Consider the following 16,307-nt stretch of genomic DNA (forward strand, 5'->3'; position numbering starts at 1 on the left):
CAGGAGTTTCCCATGCGCGCCGTCGCCTATAAAACGCCCCAACCGATCTCAGCCGAAACCTCGCTGATCGATGTCGAGCTGCCGATGCCGGAGGCTGAGGGCCACGATCTGCTCGTCGAAATCAAAGCGGTTTCGGTCAATCCCGTCGACGTGAAGATGCGCGCCCATTCCGCGCCGCCCGCGGACGAGCTCAAGGTGCTCGGCTGGGATGCCGCCGGCGTCGTCAAGGCCATCGGCGCTGATGTCACACTGTTCAAGCCCGGCGACGAGGTGTTCTACTCCGGCGTCATCAGCCGCCCGGGGAGCAATGCCGAATTCCATCTCGTCGACGAGCGCATCGTCGGCGCCAAACCGAAGAGCCTCGATTTCGCGGCGGCGGCCGCCCTGCCGCTGACCTCGATTACGGCCTACGAGGCGCTGTTCGACCGGCTGAAGGTGCAGGACGCGGTTTCGGGAGCGGGACGCTCCATCCTGATCATCGGCGGCGCCGGCGGCGTCGGCTCGATCGCCATCCAGATCGCCCGGGCATTGACCGACTTGACGGTGATCGCCACGGCCTCGCGGCCGGAAACGCAGGACTGGGTGAAGGAACTCGGCGCGCATCACGTCGTCGACCATTCCAAACCGATCGCACCGCAGGTGGCAGCGCTCGGCATCGGCGCGCCGGGATTCATATTCTCGACCACCAATACCGATAGCCATATCGGCGACATCGTCGAAGCGATTGCGCCGCAGGGCCGCTTCGCATTGATCGACGATCCGAAGACGCTCGACATCGTGCCCTTCAAGCGCAAGGCCGTCTCCGTTCATTGGGAGCTGATGTTCACCCGCCCGCTCTACGGCACCCCTGACATGATCGAGCAGCACAAGCTGCTGAACAAGATTTCCGAACTCGTCGACGCCGGAAAGATCCGCACCACGCTTTCAGAGATCGTCGGGCCGATCAATGCGGCAAACCTCAAGACGGCGCATGCCATGGTCGAAAGCGGCAGAATGAAGGGCAAGGCGGTGCTTGCGGGATTCTGAGATCGCAGCCAACAGGCCCGGTGTTTCCCGCACGGTCGTATATAAACCATACCCACCTGGAATGCCGCATCGCCGGGTGCGACATTCTGGCGTTAAGCATTTACCCTGCTTGACTTTTTCCGCGTTCGGGACCACCTAGCACTCACGTGGATGACACTCATCAGACACGGATTTCAACGGAGCCATCATAACGATGCCAAGCGACAGTAGCAGTCGATTGCCTTTGCCGTACGCGGCCCTCGTGCGCTGACCGACTCCTGTCGGCTCGCCCGATCGGACGCTACGGCGGATCGACGGAAAGGCGAGCCTCAAATGAATATCAATCGCTTCCCTCTTCGGGCAGGCCATGCCGCCCGTGCCTTCATCAACAACAGCCGCGGCGCAACGATCGCCGAACGCGTCGAAGCGTTGAACGCGCTGAGCGTCCAGGACGCCGGGCGGGTGCTGACCGGCATGCCGCTGGACTATGCGGTCAACATTCTCGACCGGCCGGAGCTTCGCAACGCCGCACAGATCCTTGCGCTGCTCAACGCCGAGGATGCCGCCCGGCTGCTGCACGGCATGTCGAACGACCGCGTCGCCGACGTGCTGCTCGAACTCGACGCTGAGACCCGCGCCCGGCTGTTTTCCAGCCTCGACGAACCGGTACGCATCGCGATCCAGCACCTGATGGGCTATCCGCCGCGCACGGCCGGCGGCATCATGACGACGGAGTTCGTCAGCGTGCCTGATAGCTGGACCGTCGCCCGCACACTCGACCATGTGCGCCAGGTCGAACGCTCGCGCGAAACCGTCTACGCCATCTATGTGCTGGATGAGGTCAGCCATGCGCTGCTGCATGTGGTGACGCTGCGTCGCCTCATCACCGGCGAGCCGGACGCTTCGATCCTCTCGGTGGCGCAGAAGGGCGCGCCGGTTTCGGCCGATCCGCTGATGAAGCAGGAGGATGTCGCCCGGCTGATCCGCAAGCACGACCTGCTCGCCCTGCCCGTCACCGACGAACATGGGCAGATGCTCGGTATCGTCACCGTCGACGACGTGATCGACACGATGATAGCAGACACGACGGAAGCGGCCCAGAGGTTCGGCGGCATGGAGGCGCTCGGCCAGCCCTACATGAAGATCAGCTTCGCCGGCATGATCCGCAAGCGCGCCGGCTGGCTCGCAGCCCTGTTCCTCGGCGAGATGCTGACGGCAAGCGCCATGCAGCATTTCGAAGGCGAGCTGGAAAAGGCCGTGGTGCTGACGCTGTTCATCCCGCTGATCATGAGCTCGGGCGGCAATTCCGGTTCGCAGGCGACCTCGCTGATCATCCGGGCGCTGGCGCTCGGCGAACTGAAGCTTTCGGACTGGTGGAAGGTGCTTTTGCGCGAGTTGCCGACGGGCGTCGTGCTCGGCGCGATCCTCGGCCTGGTCGGCTTCATCCGCATCGTCTTCTGGCAGTCGGCCGGGCTCTACGATTACGGCCCGCACTGGCAGATGGTCGCCGTCACGGTGTTTGCCGCCCTGATCGGGATCGTCACCTTCGGTTCGATCTGTGGTTCGATGCTGCCCTTCGTGCTGCAGAAGCTCCGGCTCGATCCGGCCAGCGCCTCCGCCCCCTTCGTCGCCACGCTGGTCGATGTCACCGGGCTCGTCATCTACTTCTCGGTGGCGCTGCTCATCCTCAGCGGGACGCTGCTCTAACCCGCAAGCAAGCCCGAGGGGAATTATTTTCCCTCGGGCAGCTTCAACGGCCCATGCGTCTTGATGCTGCGGATGGCGAAGTTCGAGCGGATGTCGCTGACATTCGGCAGGGTCAACAGCGTTTCCGTCAGAAGCCGCTCATAAGCGGCGAGATCCTCCACCACCACTTCGGCGAGAAAATCGGCCGTGCCCGAAATCAGAAAGCAGGAGACGATCTCGGGAATGGCGAGCATCGCCTTCTGCTGCGCCTCGGAATTTTCACGGCTGTGCTGGACGACCTTGAATTCGACGAAGACGGTCAGGCCGAGACCGACCTCCTTGCGGTCGATATCCGCCGTGTAACCGCGGATGATCCCGGACCGTTCGAGATTGCGGATACGTCGCAGGCAGGGCGACGGCGACAGGTTCACCTTCTCGGCGATCTCGACATTGGTGGCCCGCGCATCCTCCTGCAGGCACTTCAGGATGGCGATATCGAATTTATCGAGATTTGGCATTTTCGCGATCCATATAGACGTCAGTTGGCAGAAGATTGCGCATAGCATGTTTTTTGAGCCACAAATAGCAAGGACATGCCCTGACCTCTAGCGCTAGTCTTCTCTTCAACCGGACAGGCTCCGGATGAAGGAAAGGACAGGACGATGACCACCATTGCTTTCACGAACGACAAGTCGCCGTCGCAGGTACTGGGTTATGCCGGCGGCACTATTACCGTGCTGATCTGGGCGACATGGTTTCTGGTCACCCGCCACAGCGCCGCAACGCCGCTCGGCTCGATCGACATCGGGTTGATCCGCTTCGGAATCCCGGCGCTGGTGCTTTCGCCGGTCTGGCTGAAAACGGGGCTGCTGCCGAAGGCGCTGCCACTGCACCTGCTGGCGATCATGGTGTCCGGTTCCGGCGCCGTCTTCTTCCTGCTGACCACGCTTGCAATCCATTCGACGCCGGCCGCCTCTTCGGGGATTCTGCTCGGCGGCTCGATGCCGCTCGCCGCGGCGCTGATCGGGATTGCGCTGTTTCGCGAAAGACCTGACAACACCCGCATCGCCGGGCTCGTTGCGATCGTCGCCGGCGTGCTGATCCTGCTTACGCAGAGCCTTGCGGACGCCTCGCTGCCATGGACGAGCTTCGTACTGCTGCCGGCCGGCGCCATTCTCTGGGCAAGCTATACGCATGCCTTCCGCCGCTCCGGTCTGACCGCCATGCAGGCGAGCGCCCTGATCGCAGTCTGGTCCTTCCTGATCATGGGCGCGCTGGCCCTCATCTTCGGCATCTCGCTGCCACAGGCTCCTCTCCAGGAGATCGGTCTTCAGGTGCTGAGCCAGGGCGTTCTTTCCGGCCTCGTTGCCATGGTGGCCTACGGCACTGCCGTCAGAACACTCGGCGGAACACAGGCTGCCGCCTTCACGGCGCTGACGCCGGTGCTCGCAACGCTCGGCGGCGGCTTGCTGCTTGGCGAAGCGATCGGCATGACGGAAATCAGCGCCGCCGTGATCACCGGCATCGGCGTGGCGCTTTCGACAGGTATCGCCACGCCACGCCGCTGAGATCCAACACAAACAGCAGATCGAAAGCCGCCTGCAGCCATCGCTGCGGCGGCTTTTTCAATGGAGACGGCGTCCTTACCGAGCTTGGAACGGACACCTTAGGCCTGGATGACGACGACCCTGGCGCCGACTTCGACGCGGCTATAGAGGTCGATCACGTCGTGGTTCATCATGCGGACACAGCCGCTCGACATGGCGAGACCAATCGATTGCGGCTGGTTGGTGCCATGAATGCGAAAATGCGTGTCGTTGCCCCCGCGGTAAAGATACATGGCCCGCGCACCGAGCGGGTTGTTCGGGCCGCCCGGCATGCCGCCGGCGAGCTTGCGATAGCGCTCTTCGCGGCGCTGCATGTTTTCGGTGGGTGTCCAGCTCGGCCACTCGGCCTTTCGGCCGATATAGGCGTTACCGGCAAAGGCCAGCCCCTCGCGGCCGACACCGACGCCGTAGCGCACCGCCCTGCCATCGCCGAGGACGTAATAGGCGCGGCGCGCGGGTGTATCGACGATCACGGTGCCGGCAGCATGCGTGGTTTCGTAGGCCACTTCCTGGCGGCGGAGCTCCGGCTTAATCTTGTCGATCGGCACCTGCTTCAACGGGAATTTTTCGTCCGGAAGTGCGGCATAGTTCGTCTGGCTGTTCAGACCGGTCGAAGAGCAGCCGGCCACAAAAAGCGGCAGAGCGATCAGAAAGCCCCGGCGGGAGATCGTCATGAATGTGTCCTTAGTGCGTCAACTTGATGTCGCAAGCTAAGGAAATTATGGTTAACGAACGGCTAACAGCCTCCGGCGGAAGGCGATCACGAAGGCGTCAGCGCGTAAGAATTGTAGGCGGCGAGGACAATTCGCCTCACATATTCGGATAGACCGGCCCCTCGCCGCCCTGCGGGGGCACCCAGTTGATGTTCTGGTTGGGATCCTTGATGTCGCAGGTCTTGCAGTGCACGCAGTTCTGGGCGTTGATGACGAAGACGTCCTTGCCGTCCTTCTCCACCCATTCGTAGACGCCGGCCGGACAGTAACGCGTCGACGGGCCGGCATAGATGTCATGCTCGGACGACCTCTGCAGGGTCATGTCCTTGACCTGCAGATGCACCGGCTGGTCCTCCTCGTGATTGGTGTTCGACAGAAACACCGAGGACAGGCGATCGAAGGTCAAGACGCCGTCGGGCTTCGGATAGGCGATCGGCTTGTGCTGTGAAGCCGGCTCCAGGCTCTCAGCATCCGTCTTGCCATGCTTCAGCGTGCCGAAGACGGAAAAACCGAACAGCGTGTTGGTCCACATGTCGAAGCCGCCGAGCGCTACGCCGAGCGCCGTGCCGAACTTCGACCACAGCGGCTTGACGTTGCGGACACGCTTGAGGTCGCGGCCGATATCGCCCTTGCGCCATTCATTCTCGATCTCGATCACGTCGTCATGGCTGCGGCCGGCTTCGATCGCGGCGGCGATCTTCTCGGCCGCCAGCATGCCCGACAGCACCGCATTGTGGCTGCCCTTGATGCGCGGCACGTTGACGAGACCGGCCGAACAGCCGATCAGCGCCCCGCCGGGGAAGGAAAGCTTCGGCACCGACTGGTAGCCGCCCTCGGTGATGGCACGCGCCCCATAGGACAGTCGCTTGCCGCCCTCGAAGGTGGTGCGGATCGCCGGATGCGTCTTGAAGCGCTGGAATTCCTCGAAGGGATAGAGATAGGGGTTCTTGTAATTGAGGTGGACGACGAAGCCGACGGCCACCAGATTGTCTTCCAGGTGATAGAGGAAGGAGCCGCCGCCGGTCTTCATGCCGAGCGGCCAGCCGAAGGAATGCTGCACCAAGCCCGGCCGATGGTTTTCCGGCTTGACCTGCCAGAGCTCCTTAATGCCGATGCCGAATTTTTGCGGCTCGCGGTCCTTTTGCAGATCGAACTTGGCGATCAGCTGCTTGGCGAGCGAGCCGCGCACACCTTCGCCGATCAGCACATATTTGCCGAGCAGTTCCATGCCGCGGGTATAGTTCGGCCCGGGCTCGCCGTTCTTCTCGATGCCCATGTCGCCGGTAGCCACCCCGATGACGGCGCCCTGGTCATTATAGAGCACTTCGGTTGCGGCAAAGCCCGGATAGATCTCGACGCCGAGTTCTTCGGCCTTGGTCGCCAGCCAGCGACAGACGAGCCCGAGCGAGACGATGTAGTTGCCGTGATTGTTCATCAAGGGCGGCATCAGGAAGTTCGGCAGGCGAACAGAGCCAGCCGGACCGAGCAGCAGGAAGTGATCGGCGCTGACCTCGGTCTTGAACGGGTGGTCGGCCTCTTTACGCCAATCCGGCAGCAGCCGGTCGATGCCGATCGGATCGACGACGGCGCCCGAGAGGATATGCGCGCCAACTTCCGCGCCCTTCTCCAGCACGACGACGGAGAGTTCCGGATTGACCTGCTTCAACCGGATTGCCGCTGCAAGACCAGCCGGGCCTGCGCCGACGATCACGACGTCGAATTCCATGCTCTCGCGTTCGGGCAGCTCAGTCGTCTCGGTCATTCACTCGTCTCCGCTTGGCGGCACGCGGCCGTCATCCCGTCATGGCACTTTCTTGTCAAAACGAGAAAGCATTGTCGAGCCGGGATACGACAGCCAATCTTCCAATTCGCACAATGATGAGGCCTCGTGAGCCAGATTTACATAACGCTTACGTCAACGTCAATTATCAAACACCGCCGATCCGGTCACATGCCCTTTCCTTTTCCGCCGCTTGCGCCTTATACATCGCTCGAAGCTATCGGAGGACAATCATGGATCTCGGCATCAACGGCAAACGGGCACTCGTCCTCGCCTCCTCGCGCGGCCTCGGCCTCGGCATCGCCGTCGCGCTGGCGCGGGAGGGCGCAAACGTGCTGCTCTGCGGGCGCAGCGGCGAACAGTTGGAGGCCAATTGCAAGGCGATCAATGGCGAAGGCAAAGGCCGGGCCGACTGGATCTGGGCCGATCTCGGGGACGAACGCTTCGTCGAGATGACGACGACGGCAGTGAAGGAGAAGTTCGGCGGGCTCGATATCCTCGTCAACAATACCGGCGGACCGATGCCCGGCACGACAGAGGACATGACGGGCGAAAAGCTCGAAAGCTATTTCCTCTCCATGGTCGCGCGCGTGATCACGCTCACCAATGCGCTGCTGCCCGGCATGAAGGCGCAGGGCTGGGGCCGCATCCTCACGGTCGCCTCATCCGGCGTGATCGAACCAATCGCCAATCTGGCGCTGTCGAATACGCTGCGCCCGGCCCTTGCCGGCTGGAGCAAGACGCTTGCCTCCGAAGTGGCGGGCTTCGGCGTCACCACCAACCTGCTCTTGCCGGGCAGTATCCTGACGGCGCGGCTCGACGATCTCGACGGCGCTGCGGCAAAGCGGACCGGCAAGAGCCTCGAGGAGATCCGCACCGACAAGGAAGCGCGCATTCCGGTCGGCCGCTACGGCAGGGTCGAGGAATTTGCCGCAACGGCTGCCTTCCTGTGCAGCCAACCGGCAAGCTACATCACCGGCTCGCTCATCCGCTGCGACGGCGGCGCGGCACGATCCGTCTGACCATTCCCTCTCAGCCGACGCGGGCAGCCGCCGCCCATGTCGCCACACTTCGGATCATCTGTTCGACATTAGCCGGATCGTCCGCAAGTTCGGCGAGCTCGGAAAGACGATGGAAGCCAGTCAGGATCGCAATGCGGCGCCGGTCGAGCCTGCGTCCGGTCAGCATTTCATAGGCCGATACGATGCGTGCGGTCAGATCGGGCGAGATGAAGTTCGAGTAGATGAATTCCTGGTGCAGCGGGCCAAAGCCTGAATCGGCGAAATCATAGATGCCGTTCAGCCTCTTTTGCGCATGGTCGAAGGCCATGTTCCAGCCATGACCATCGAAGAAGCCGTAGATGTTGCCGTAGGGATCGGGTGGCAAGGCTTCGAAATCCGAAATAATGGCCTGCGCAAAGCTCCTGATGTCAGGCGGCAGCAGCGGCAAAGCCTTTATTCGCACCGTCTCGGGCGATTGCCATGGCTGGATCGCCCCGGCACCGGCCGACCGTATGCGATCGGCATCGAGCACGTGCAACTCGGCGTAAAAACGCGCAAGATCATCCGCGAGGCGCCGACGATCGCCTTCGCCAAGCGCATCATAATCTTCTGCAATGAGATGTTCGCCGTCGAGCTTGGCATGGCTGGAGAAGATCGGCGGCCCGTCGTGAATGCGCATGTCGGGAACCGCCATCGACAGCGACGGCCGAACGATGTCGAGCAAGGCAGCCTCCTTCTGAAGCGCTCTTTCCGCGCCGAGATTGCGGGGAAACTTGAAGATCAGCGTGTCATCGACGTCGACGGCAAGCGAATCCCAGCCCTTCGCCGCCAGCTTGAAGACGGAGGCCGTGAGTTCGGGAAACAAGCTTGTTATGAGGGAGCGAAATTCGCTGGCGTCCAACTCAGTCATGACGACCTGCCTTCTCTCGTTTTTCCGTGTTCTTCCCGCTCGATGGACGGCATACGGGTCGGCATCGTTGCCTAGCGAACCACCTTCGCCGCCGCCGTCGGGCGGCATCGGACTACACTGGCTCCATATTAGTATAGTTTGAATATTACGGAATATTCATTACAAAATTTTAAGCCGTTATAACCACTTAGTGATCGCGCACCGGGAATTATGTCTTTTTTGCGCCGCAATATAAGCAGCTCAATCAGAGCATAAAATTTGCAACCTTGCTCAAGACCGGTTCTCGCCCATGAAGAAATTTTGGATCACCGTCAGCGTTATCGCAATTGCCGCCATCGGCGTCTGGCAATTCGGGAATCTGATCCCTTATGCCTCCCGAATTCCCTACCTTTCGCAGTTCATCAAGCAGCCGGCCGGCGGCAATGGCGGCGGGCAGCAGGCGCAGGCCGATCAGGGGCAGGGCAATCAGGGGCAGGATGGGGGCCAACATCAGGGCGGCGGGCGCAGACGGGGCGGTGGCGGCCCGACCGTCGTCAAGACCGTCGCAGCCGCGAAAACGACGCTGCCGATGGATGTGACGGCGACCGGCTGGGCCGATGCCGATGACAATACGACCATTGCCGCACAGGAACAGGGCCTGATCGTCAGCGTCGATGCGCAGGATGGGGCGACGGTGAAAGCCGGCGACCTGATCGCCAAGCTGGACGACCGGACAGCCAAGGCCACCGTCGACAAGGACAATGCGATGATCGTGCGCGACGCGGCAACCCTTTCGGAAGCCGAGACCGCATTGACGCGCGCGCAGGACCTCTTCAACCAGAAGGCCGGCACCCAGCAGAGCCTCGACCAGGCGGTCGCCGCCCGCGATACCGCTGCGGCCACGGTCGATGCCGACAAGGCGTCGCTTGCCTCCGATCAGATCTTGCTCGAGCACACCGATATCCGCGCTCCGTTCGACGGCCGGCTCGGCGATATCGCCGTCAGCAAGGGCGCTTTTCTCAGTGCGGGGGCGGCAATCGTCACCATTGCGAAATACGATCCGATCTATGTCAAATTCCACCTGCAGGAACGCTATCTGCGGGAGCTGAAGAGCGCTCTGGCAAGCGGTCCGGTCGAGGTCAGCACCGCCCCCAATTCCACCAAGGGGCAAGTCCGGAAAGGCGAGATCAGCTTCTACGACAACACGGTCGATACGGCCTCGGGCACGATCCTCGCCAAGGCGAAATTCGAGAATGCCTCCGGCGCTCTCTGGCCCGGCCAGTCGGTCAACATCGTCGTGCATTTCAACAATGACGAACAGCAGGTGGTGGTGCCAACGGTTGCCGTCAGCCCCGGCCCGGAGGGCTTCTTCGCCTTCGTCGCCAAGGACGGCAAATCGCATCTGACGCCCGTCACCATTGCCCGCGCAAATGGCGGCTTCACCGCCATAGAATCGGGTCTTCAGGCAGGCGATCACGTCGTCGTCGAGGGCCAGGGGCAGCTCAGCGACCAGCAGGCGATCAACGAGCAGTTCGACGAAAAGGCGCTTGATGTCGCCTCCGCCGAAGAGCCTCGGCAACAGCAGCCCTCCGAGACAATCGCGGTGGGAGCTCAGCAATGATCCCGAATTTCTGTATCCAGCGCCCCGTCGCGACGACGCTGCTTGCGATCGGCGTCATTCTGGCCGGTCTTGCCGGTTATCAGCTCGTACCCGTCGCAGCGCTACCGCAGGTCGACTTTCCCACCATCAACGTTTCGGCGCAGTTGAGCGGTGCCTCGCCGCAGACGATGGCGACCTCGGTTTCGACGCCGCTGATCAAGCAGTTCGAGACCATTCCCGGGATCACCGAAATCAGCGCCTCCAGTTCGCTCGGCAGCACCAGCATCGTGCTGCAGTTCGACCTCAGTCGTAATATCGATGCGGCCGCAGCCGACGTGCAGGCCGCGATTTCGCATGCCACCCGGCAACTGCCCGACAATCTGACGACGCCGCCGAGTTATCGCAAGACGAACCCGGCCGATGCGCCTGTCATGCTGCTCTCGGTGCAGAGCAACACCATGCCGCGCAGCAAGCTTGACGACATCGCCGAGAACATCATCTCGCCGTCGCTTTCGACGCTTCCCGGCGTTGCCCAGGTCAGCGTCTACGGTGCGCAGACCTATGCCGTGCGCGTCGAGGTCGATCCCAACAAGCTTTTGACCCGCGGCATCGGCATCGACACCGTGAACAAGGCGCTTGCTGCCGCCAACAGCCAGCAGCCTGTGGGAACGCTGCAGAACAATTCGCAGAGCATGACCATCACGGCGAATACGCAGCGCACCAGCGCCGAACAATTCCGTTCGCTCGTCATTGCCAATCCGAACGGCGCGCCGATCCACCTCGGCGATATTGCCGATGTGCAGGACAGTGTTGAGAACCAATATACCGGCAGCTGGTACGACGGCCAGCGCGGCATCATCCTTGCCATCCAGCGTCAGCCGGATGCCAATACGGTCGATGTCGTCGATGCGATCAATGCCAAGCTGCCGCAGCTTCACGCCGAAATCCCGCCCTCCGTCAACACGGTCGTCATGAATGACGCCGCAAAGCCGATTCGCGATGCCATCTCCGATGTGAAGTTCACGCTGCTGCTCACGATCGGCCTCGTCGTTCTCGTCATCTACCTCTTTACCGGCCATGCGACCGCAACGATCATTCCCGGGCTTGCCGTTCCGCTGTCGCTGATCTCGACCTTCGGCATGATGTATGTGCTGGGCTACAGTATCGACAACATCTCGCTGCTCGGGCTGACGCTCGCGGTGGGGCTCGTGGTGGATGACGCCATAGTCATGCTCGAGAACATTCTGCGCCATGTCGAGGAAGGCATGCCGGTGCGAGAAGCGGCGATCAAGGGTGCGGGCGAAGTCAGCTACACCATCATTTCCATGTCAGTTTCGTTGATCGCGGTCTTCATCCCGATCCTGCTGATGGGCGGCGTTGTCGGCCGCGTGTTCAACGAATTCGGCATGGTGGTTGCGATTGCGATCATCTCCTCGGCAATCGTCTCGCTGACCGTGACGCCGATGCTCGCCTCGCGTCTGTCCAACCACCAGAGCCGCCCGCCGCTCATCATCCGCATCTTCGATGCCGGCTTCGAACGGACGCTGCGCGGCTATGACAGGGCTGTCGGCTGGTGCCTTCGCCACCGCCCCACGATCCTCGGCGTTTTCCTCGCCTCGGTCGCACTGACGATCTATTTCTTCATGACGCTGCCGACGAGCTTCTTCCCACAGGAGGATATCGGCCGCCTGACGATCAGCACGCAGGCCCGGCAGGACATTTCCTATTCCGCCATGGCGGCGCTGCAGCAGCAGGCGGCAGCCGTCGTCAAGGCGAACCCGGCGGTCAACCATGTGATGTCGACGATCGGCGGCAACCCGAACAAACCGCAGAACAACGGCTCGATGTTCGTCGAACTCAAGGACAAGAAGGAACGTCCGCCGCTTGACCAGACGTTGCGCGAACTGCGCACGGCGATCAACAAGATCCCCGGATTGCAGGCCTTCGTGACGCCGAACCAGAGCCTGCGCTTCGGCGGCCGCCAGACTGCCAGCCAATATCAACTGGTGGTGCAGGCGCTGAGTGCTGATCAGACCAACCTCTGGGCCGGCAAGATCCAGGCGGCTATGCGCAAGGATCGGCTGTTCACCGACGTGACCTCGGACGCCCAGAACAACGCGCTGCAGGCCAATATCGTCATCGATACCGAGCGGGCAGCCGCCTACGGGATCGACAACGATACGCTGCGCACGACGCTGCAAGAATCCTTCAGCGGATATGCAGCGGCGGAAATCCAGTCGACCGGCGACAGCTACGACGTCATCGTCGAATATGACACCAGCAAACCCTGGGATGACCAGAAGCTCTCGGAGATCCGTGTCGCCTCGGCCAATGGCAGCCTCGTGCCGCTTTCCAACTTCGCGCATGTCGAGCGCACGGTCGGCCCTGTGACAATCAACCAGACGGGCCAGCTGGTCTCGACCACCGTTTCCTTCAACCTGCCGGAAGGCGTCTCGCTCAGCGACGCGACCGCGGCAATCGACCAGATCAAGACGGAAATGAGCATGCCGGCCGACGTCTTCACCTCCTATGGCGGTACAGCGCAGATCTTCGAGCAGTCTCAGGGCAATACGCCATACCTCATCCTGGCGGCGGTGCTGACCATCTATGTCGTGCTCGGCGTGCTCTACGAGAGCTTCATCCATCCGCTCACCATTCTCTCCGGCCTGCCTGCGGCGGCATTCGGTGCGCTGCTGGCGCTTGATATCATGGGTTTCGACCTGTCGATCATCGCCCTTATCGGCCTGTTGATGCTGATCGGCATCGTCAAGAAGAACGCGATCATGATGATCGACGTGGCGGTGGAGACCATGCGCACGACCGGCGAAAAGGCGACGGTGGCGATCCACGAGGCCTGCGTGCGACGCTTCCGGCCGATCATGATGACGACCTTCTGCGCCCTGCTCGGCGCCTTGCCGATCGCGCTCGGCACCGGCGCAAGTTCGGAACTGCGCCAGCCGCTCGGCATCGCCGTCGTCGGCGGCCTGATCGTCTCGCAGATGCTGACGCTCTTCATCACCCCGGTCATCTTCGTCGAGATGGACCGCTTCGGCAATTTCCTCGGCCGCCTCATCGGCCACAAGAAGGTCGAGGAGTCGGAGGTACAGGAGGCAAGGGCAATGGCTGCCGAGTGATGACGGCCCTCTAAGTTCGGCATTGCCGATTGACCCTTGCGGCGCACTTCTTCTTCCAACCGGGAGAAGAAGTGCGCCCGCGATCACATCAACGTCCGCTCCTCTTGAATGTGTCACGCCTCTGTGGCATCACCCGCCCTCCTTGATCCGGGCGTTCGCACGCCCCCGCGGAGCGATGCTCCGTCTCCAATAACAATCGGCATGAAGAGGTGCGGGCATGGCTCAGGCGCTGGGTTTCGACTTCGGCACGACGAATACGGTTCTCGCCATGGCGGATGGTGGGGCGACACGCTCGATGGCGTTCACGAGCACGGCGGGTACGGCAGACAGCATGCGCACGGCGCTTTCCTTCATGAAGGATGCCCAGCTCGGCGCCTCAGTGCTGAAGGTGGAAGCAGGCCATGCGGCGATCCGCCAATTCATCGACAATCCCGGCGAATGTCGCTTTCTGCAGTCGATCAAGACCTTTGCCGCAAGCGCGCTGTTCCAGGGCACGCTGATTTTCGCCAAGCGGCATAATTTCGAAGATCTGATGGAGATTTTCGTCAGGCGCCTGCGCAACTATGCCGGCGACCACTGGCCTTCGGATGTCAGCCGCATCGTCACCGGCCGGCCAGTGCATTTTGCCGGCGCCAGTCCCGATCCGGCGCTGGCGACCGAGCGCTACAATGAAGCGCTGTCGCGCTTCGGCTTTCCCGAAATCCACTATGTCTACGAGCCGGTCGCTGCCGCCTTCTACTTCGCGCAGAACCTGAAGCAGGATGCCACCGTGCTGGTCGCCGATTTCGGCGGCGGTACCACCGACTATTCGCTGGTCCGCTTCGAGACCGTCGCCGGCAAGCTGACGGCAACGCCGATCGGCCATTCCGGCGTCGGCGTGGCCGGCGATCATTTCGACTACAGGATGATCGACAACATCGTCGCGCCGCTGATCGGCAAGGGCAGCCATTTCAAAAGCTTCGACAAGATCCTCGAAGTGCCGTCCAACTACTATTCCAGCTTCGGCCGCTGGAACCAGCTGTCGATCTTCAAGACGACGCGCGAATTCGAGGATCTGAAGAAGCTGGTGCGCACCAGCCTGGAACCGGAAAAACTCGAAATCTTCATCGACCTCATCGACCATGACGAGGGCTACCCGCTCTATCAGGCGGTGTCGGCGACGAAGATGGCACTCTCGGCATCCGAGGAAGCGCCTTTCGATTTCGCGCCGCTTGGTCGCGGCGGACATCGCAGCATCAAGCGGAGCGACTTCGAAGGCTGGATCGCCGATGATCTCGCCCGCATCGAAGGCGCGCTCGATGACGTGCTCGACAAGACCGAGACGAAGCCTGCGGAGATCGACAAGGTGTTTCTGACCGGCGGCACCTCCTTCGTGCCGGCGGTGCGCCGCATCTTTACCGAACGCTTCGAGCGCGACCGGATCGAAAGCGGCGGCGAACTGCTGTCGATCGCCCATGGCCTGGCGCTGATCGGCGAACGCGACGACATCGCGCAATGGACTGTGCAATAGAGCAAACGAGGGCGGGCAATCTGCCGGCTGCCCTTTCAATGCCTGAGTCACTCCGCTAAGCTTGCCGCATGATCTCCGCCAACGACCTTTCCCCAGCCGAGCTCGCGGCGCTTCTGCATTTCCATGCCGATGCCGGCGTGGAATGGCTGCTGGAGGAAGAGGCGATCGACCGCTTCGCCGAGTTCGAAGCGATGAAGGCCGCCCGCCGCCCGCCGGCGGCACAAGCGCAGCAGCAACGCGCCGCCGCTGGGGAACGCCCTGCCCCAGGTCAGACACCGGTGCGCCCGAATGCAGCGACACGCCCAGTACCTGCCGAACGCGCGGCCTCCGGTCCGCAACCGGCAATCCCGGATGGCGAGGCGGTGCAGCAGGCGCGCTTCGTCGCCGAAACCGCGCGATCGCTCGTCGAGCTCAAGACCGCGATCGAAGCCTTCAACGGCTGCAACCTCAAGCACAGCGCCCGCTCGACTATCTTTGCCAGCGGCGATGCCGAGAGCGGGATCATGGTGATCGGCTCGGCGCCGAGCGCCGAAGACGATCGCGAGGGCATGCCCTTCTCGGGAAAATCCGGTCAGCTGTTCGACAAGATGCTGGCGGCGATCGGGCTGACGCGCTCGGGCGTTCTGTTGACGCAGGTCATCCCCTGGCGACCACCTGGCAATCGTGCGCCCTCGGCGGCGGAAATGGATATCTGCCGACCCTTCATCGAGCGGCAGATCGCGCTTGCCGAACCGAAGGCGATCCTGCTGCTCGGCAATTTTTCGGCGCGCTTCTTCTTCGGCGAAAACGATACGATTCACGGGTTGCGCGGCCGTTGGAAGGAGATTGCCGCTGCGGACTGTGTCATTCCTGCCATAGCCAGCCTGCATCCGCAGGATCTGTTAACCGCACCTGTAAACAAGCGGCTGGCCTGGAATGACCTGCTGGCTTTTCAGGCGAAGCTTAAGTCCCTCTCTTTGCTTAGAAATTAGCCAAAGTTGAATAATTTGTGAATCAATCTATGCGTTTTTCGCATGGCTGTATCCCGCCGTGATGCATTGCGGAATCTATGCTGCATCGCAATATCAGCTGTGTCTTGGGAGGAATCACAGGAACCAAGGCCATGAACAAGCGTTTTCGTCCTATCCATAGCGGGTTTGAAACCCTTCGCCTCGCCGGCGACCAGATTCGTTCAACTCAAGGCTACAGCCGTTTCGGCTTTGCCACGAACGAACAGATGATTGCACGCGGCACCGGCATCAACAGCCGCACGGCGCGCCCGAACGCGATTTTTTCGGACTTCCAGCAATATTGAGCAGGAATTCAACGTCTCGCGGCGTCCTTTGCGCGCCTTAAAAAGACACGCAGCGCGGCAAGCGCCTCGCCTGCCCTTCGTATCAAGA

General features: G+C 61.9%; 13 protein-coding genes. 9 read left to right on the forward strand and 4 right to left on the reverse strand.

Annotated features, from left to right (window positions below):
* Positions 1-12 precede the first annotated feature (12 nt).
* Together G9X68_RS01925 and mgtE are read left to right on the forward strand one after the other, a co-directional pair.
* Positions 13-1,026 carry a zinc-binding alcohol dehydrogenase family protein gene (locus G9X68_RS01925; RefSeq protein WP_171601045.1) on the forward strand — a complete coding sequence of 338 codons (1,014 nt, stop codon included), beginning with the start codon at positions 13-15 and terminating at the stop codon, positions 1,024-1,026.
* Positions 1,027-1,338: 312 nt separating this feature from the next.
* Positions 1,339-2,712, forward strand: coding sequence for a magnesium transporter (mgtE, locus tag G9X68_RS01930; RefSeq protein ID WP_171601046.1), 1,374 nt, complete (start codon positions 1,339-1,341; stop codon positions 2,710-2,712).
* Positions 2,713-2,735: 23 nt separating this feature from the next.
* Here mgtE and G9X68_RS01935 read toward each other — a convergent pair whose 3' ends face one another.
* Positions 2,736-3,257 carry an Lrp/AsnC family transcriptional regulator gene (locus G9X68_RS01935; protein WP_171601047.1) on the reverse strand — a complete coding sequence of 174 codons (522 nt, stop codon included), beginning with the start codon at positions 3,255-3,257 and terminating at the stop codon, positions 2,736-2,738.
* 96 nt (positions 3,258-3,353) lie between these two features.
* Between G9X68_RS01935 and G9X68_RS01940 the strand changes: the two genes are divergently transcribed.
* Positions 3,354-4,259, forward strand: a complete 906-nt coding sequence (locus G9X68_RS01940; protein ID WP_171601048.1) for a DMT family transporter — start codon at positions 3,354-3,356, stop codon at positions 4,257-4,259.
* A 98-nt stretch (positions 4,260-4,357) separates the two neighbouring features.
* Here the strand turns inward: G9X68_RS01940 and G9X68_RS01945 are convergent, their stop codons facing one another.
* Both G9X68_RS01945 and G9X68_RS01950 read right to left on the reverse strand, forming a co-directional pair.
* Positions 4,358-4,972, reverse strand: coding sequence for a L,D-transpeptidase (locus G9X68_RS01945; RefSeq protein WP_171601049.1), 615 nt, complete (start codon positions 4,970-4,972; stop codon positions 4,358-4,360).
* A gap of 136 nt (positions 4,973-5,108) precedes the next feature.
* Positions 5,109-6,773, reverse strand: coding sequence for an electron transfer flavoprotein-ubiquinone oxidoreductase (locus G9X68_RS01950; protein ID WP_171601050.1), 1,665 nt, complete (start codon positions 6,771-6,773; stop codon positions 5,109-5,111).
* Between the two features lie 251 nt (positions 6,774-7,024).
* On the opposite strand from G9X68_RS01950, the gene G9X68_RS01955 reads away from it, so the two are divergent.
* Positions 7,025-7,813: an SDR family oxidoreductase gene (locus G9X68_RS01955; RefSeq protein WP_171601051.1), complete on the forward strand. Its 789-nt coding sequence runs from the start codon at positions 7,025-7,027 to the stop codon at positions 7,811-7,813.
* Positions 7,814-7,823: 10 nt separating this feature from the next.
* Here G9X68_RS01955 and G9X68_RS01960 read toward each other — a convergent pair whose 3' ends face one another.
* Positions 7,824-8,702 carry a phosphotransferase family protein gene (locus G9X68_RS01960; protein WP_171601052.1) on the reverse strand — a complete coding sequence of 293 codons (879 nt, stop codon included), beginning with the start codon at positions 8,700-8,702 and terminating at the stop codon, positions 7,824-7,826.
* A 289-nt stretch (positions 8,703-8,991) separates the two neighbouring features.
* Here G9X68_RS01960 and G9X68_RS01965 point away from each other — a divergent pair, with 289 nt between their 5' ends.
* The 5 genes from G9X68_RS01965 (at position 8,992) to G9X68_RS01985 (ending at position 16,219) form a co-directional block, all read left to right on the forward strand.
* Positions 8,992-10,302 carry an efflux RND transporter periplasmic adaptor subunit gene (locus G9X68_RS01965; RefSeq protein WP_171601053.1) on the forward strand — a complete coding sequence of 437 codons (1,311 nt, stop codon included), beginning with the start codon at positions 8,992-8,994 and terminating at the stop codon, positions 10,300-10,302.
* Positions 10,299-13,415 carry an efflux RND transporter permease subunit gene (locus G9X68_RS01970; protein WP_171601054.1) on the forward strand — a complete coding sequence of 1,039 codons (3,117 nt, stop codon included), beginning with the start codon at positions 10,299-10,301 and terminating at the stop codon, positions 13,413-13,415. Before G9X68_RS01965 ends, G9X68_RS01970 begins: the two co-directional genes overlap by 4 nt.
* A gap of 217 nt (positions 13,416-13,632) precedes the next feature.
* A complete protein-coding gene (locus G9X68_RS01975; RefSeq protein WP_171601055.1) occupies positions 13,633-14,925 on the forward strand; it encodes an Hsp70 family protein in 1,293 nt (430 codons plus the stop codon).
* Between the two features lie 68 nt (positions 14,926-14,993).
* Entirely contained in the window at positions 14,994-15,896 is a 903-nt protein-coding gene (locus G9X68_RS01980; protein ID WP_171601056.1) for a uracil-DNA glycosylase, read from the forward strand.
* A 131-nt stretch (positions 15,897-16,027) separates the two neighbouring features.
* Complete coding sequence (locus tag G9X68_RS01985; RefSeq protein ID WP_171601057.1) at positions 16,028-16,219, forward strand: hypothetical protein; 192 nt, start codon at positions 16,028-16,030, stop codon at positions 16,217-16,219.
* Positions 16,220-16,307 lie beyond the last annotated feature (88 nt).

The sequence above is a fragment of the Rhizobium changzhiense genome (genome assembly GCF_013087625.1).
Classification (GTDB): Bacteria; Pseudomonadota; Alphaproteobacteria; order Rhizobiales; family Rhizobiaceae; genus Rhizobium; species Rhizobium sophorae.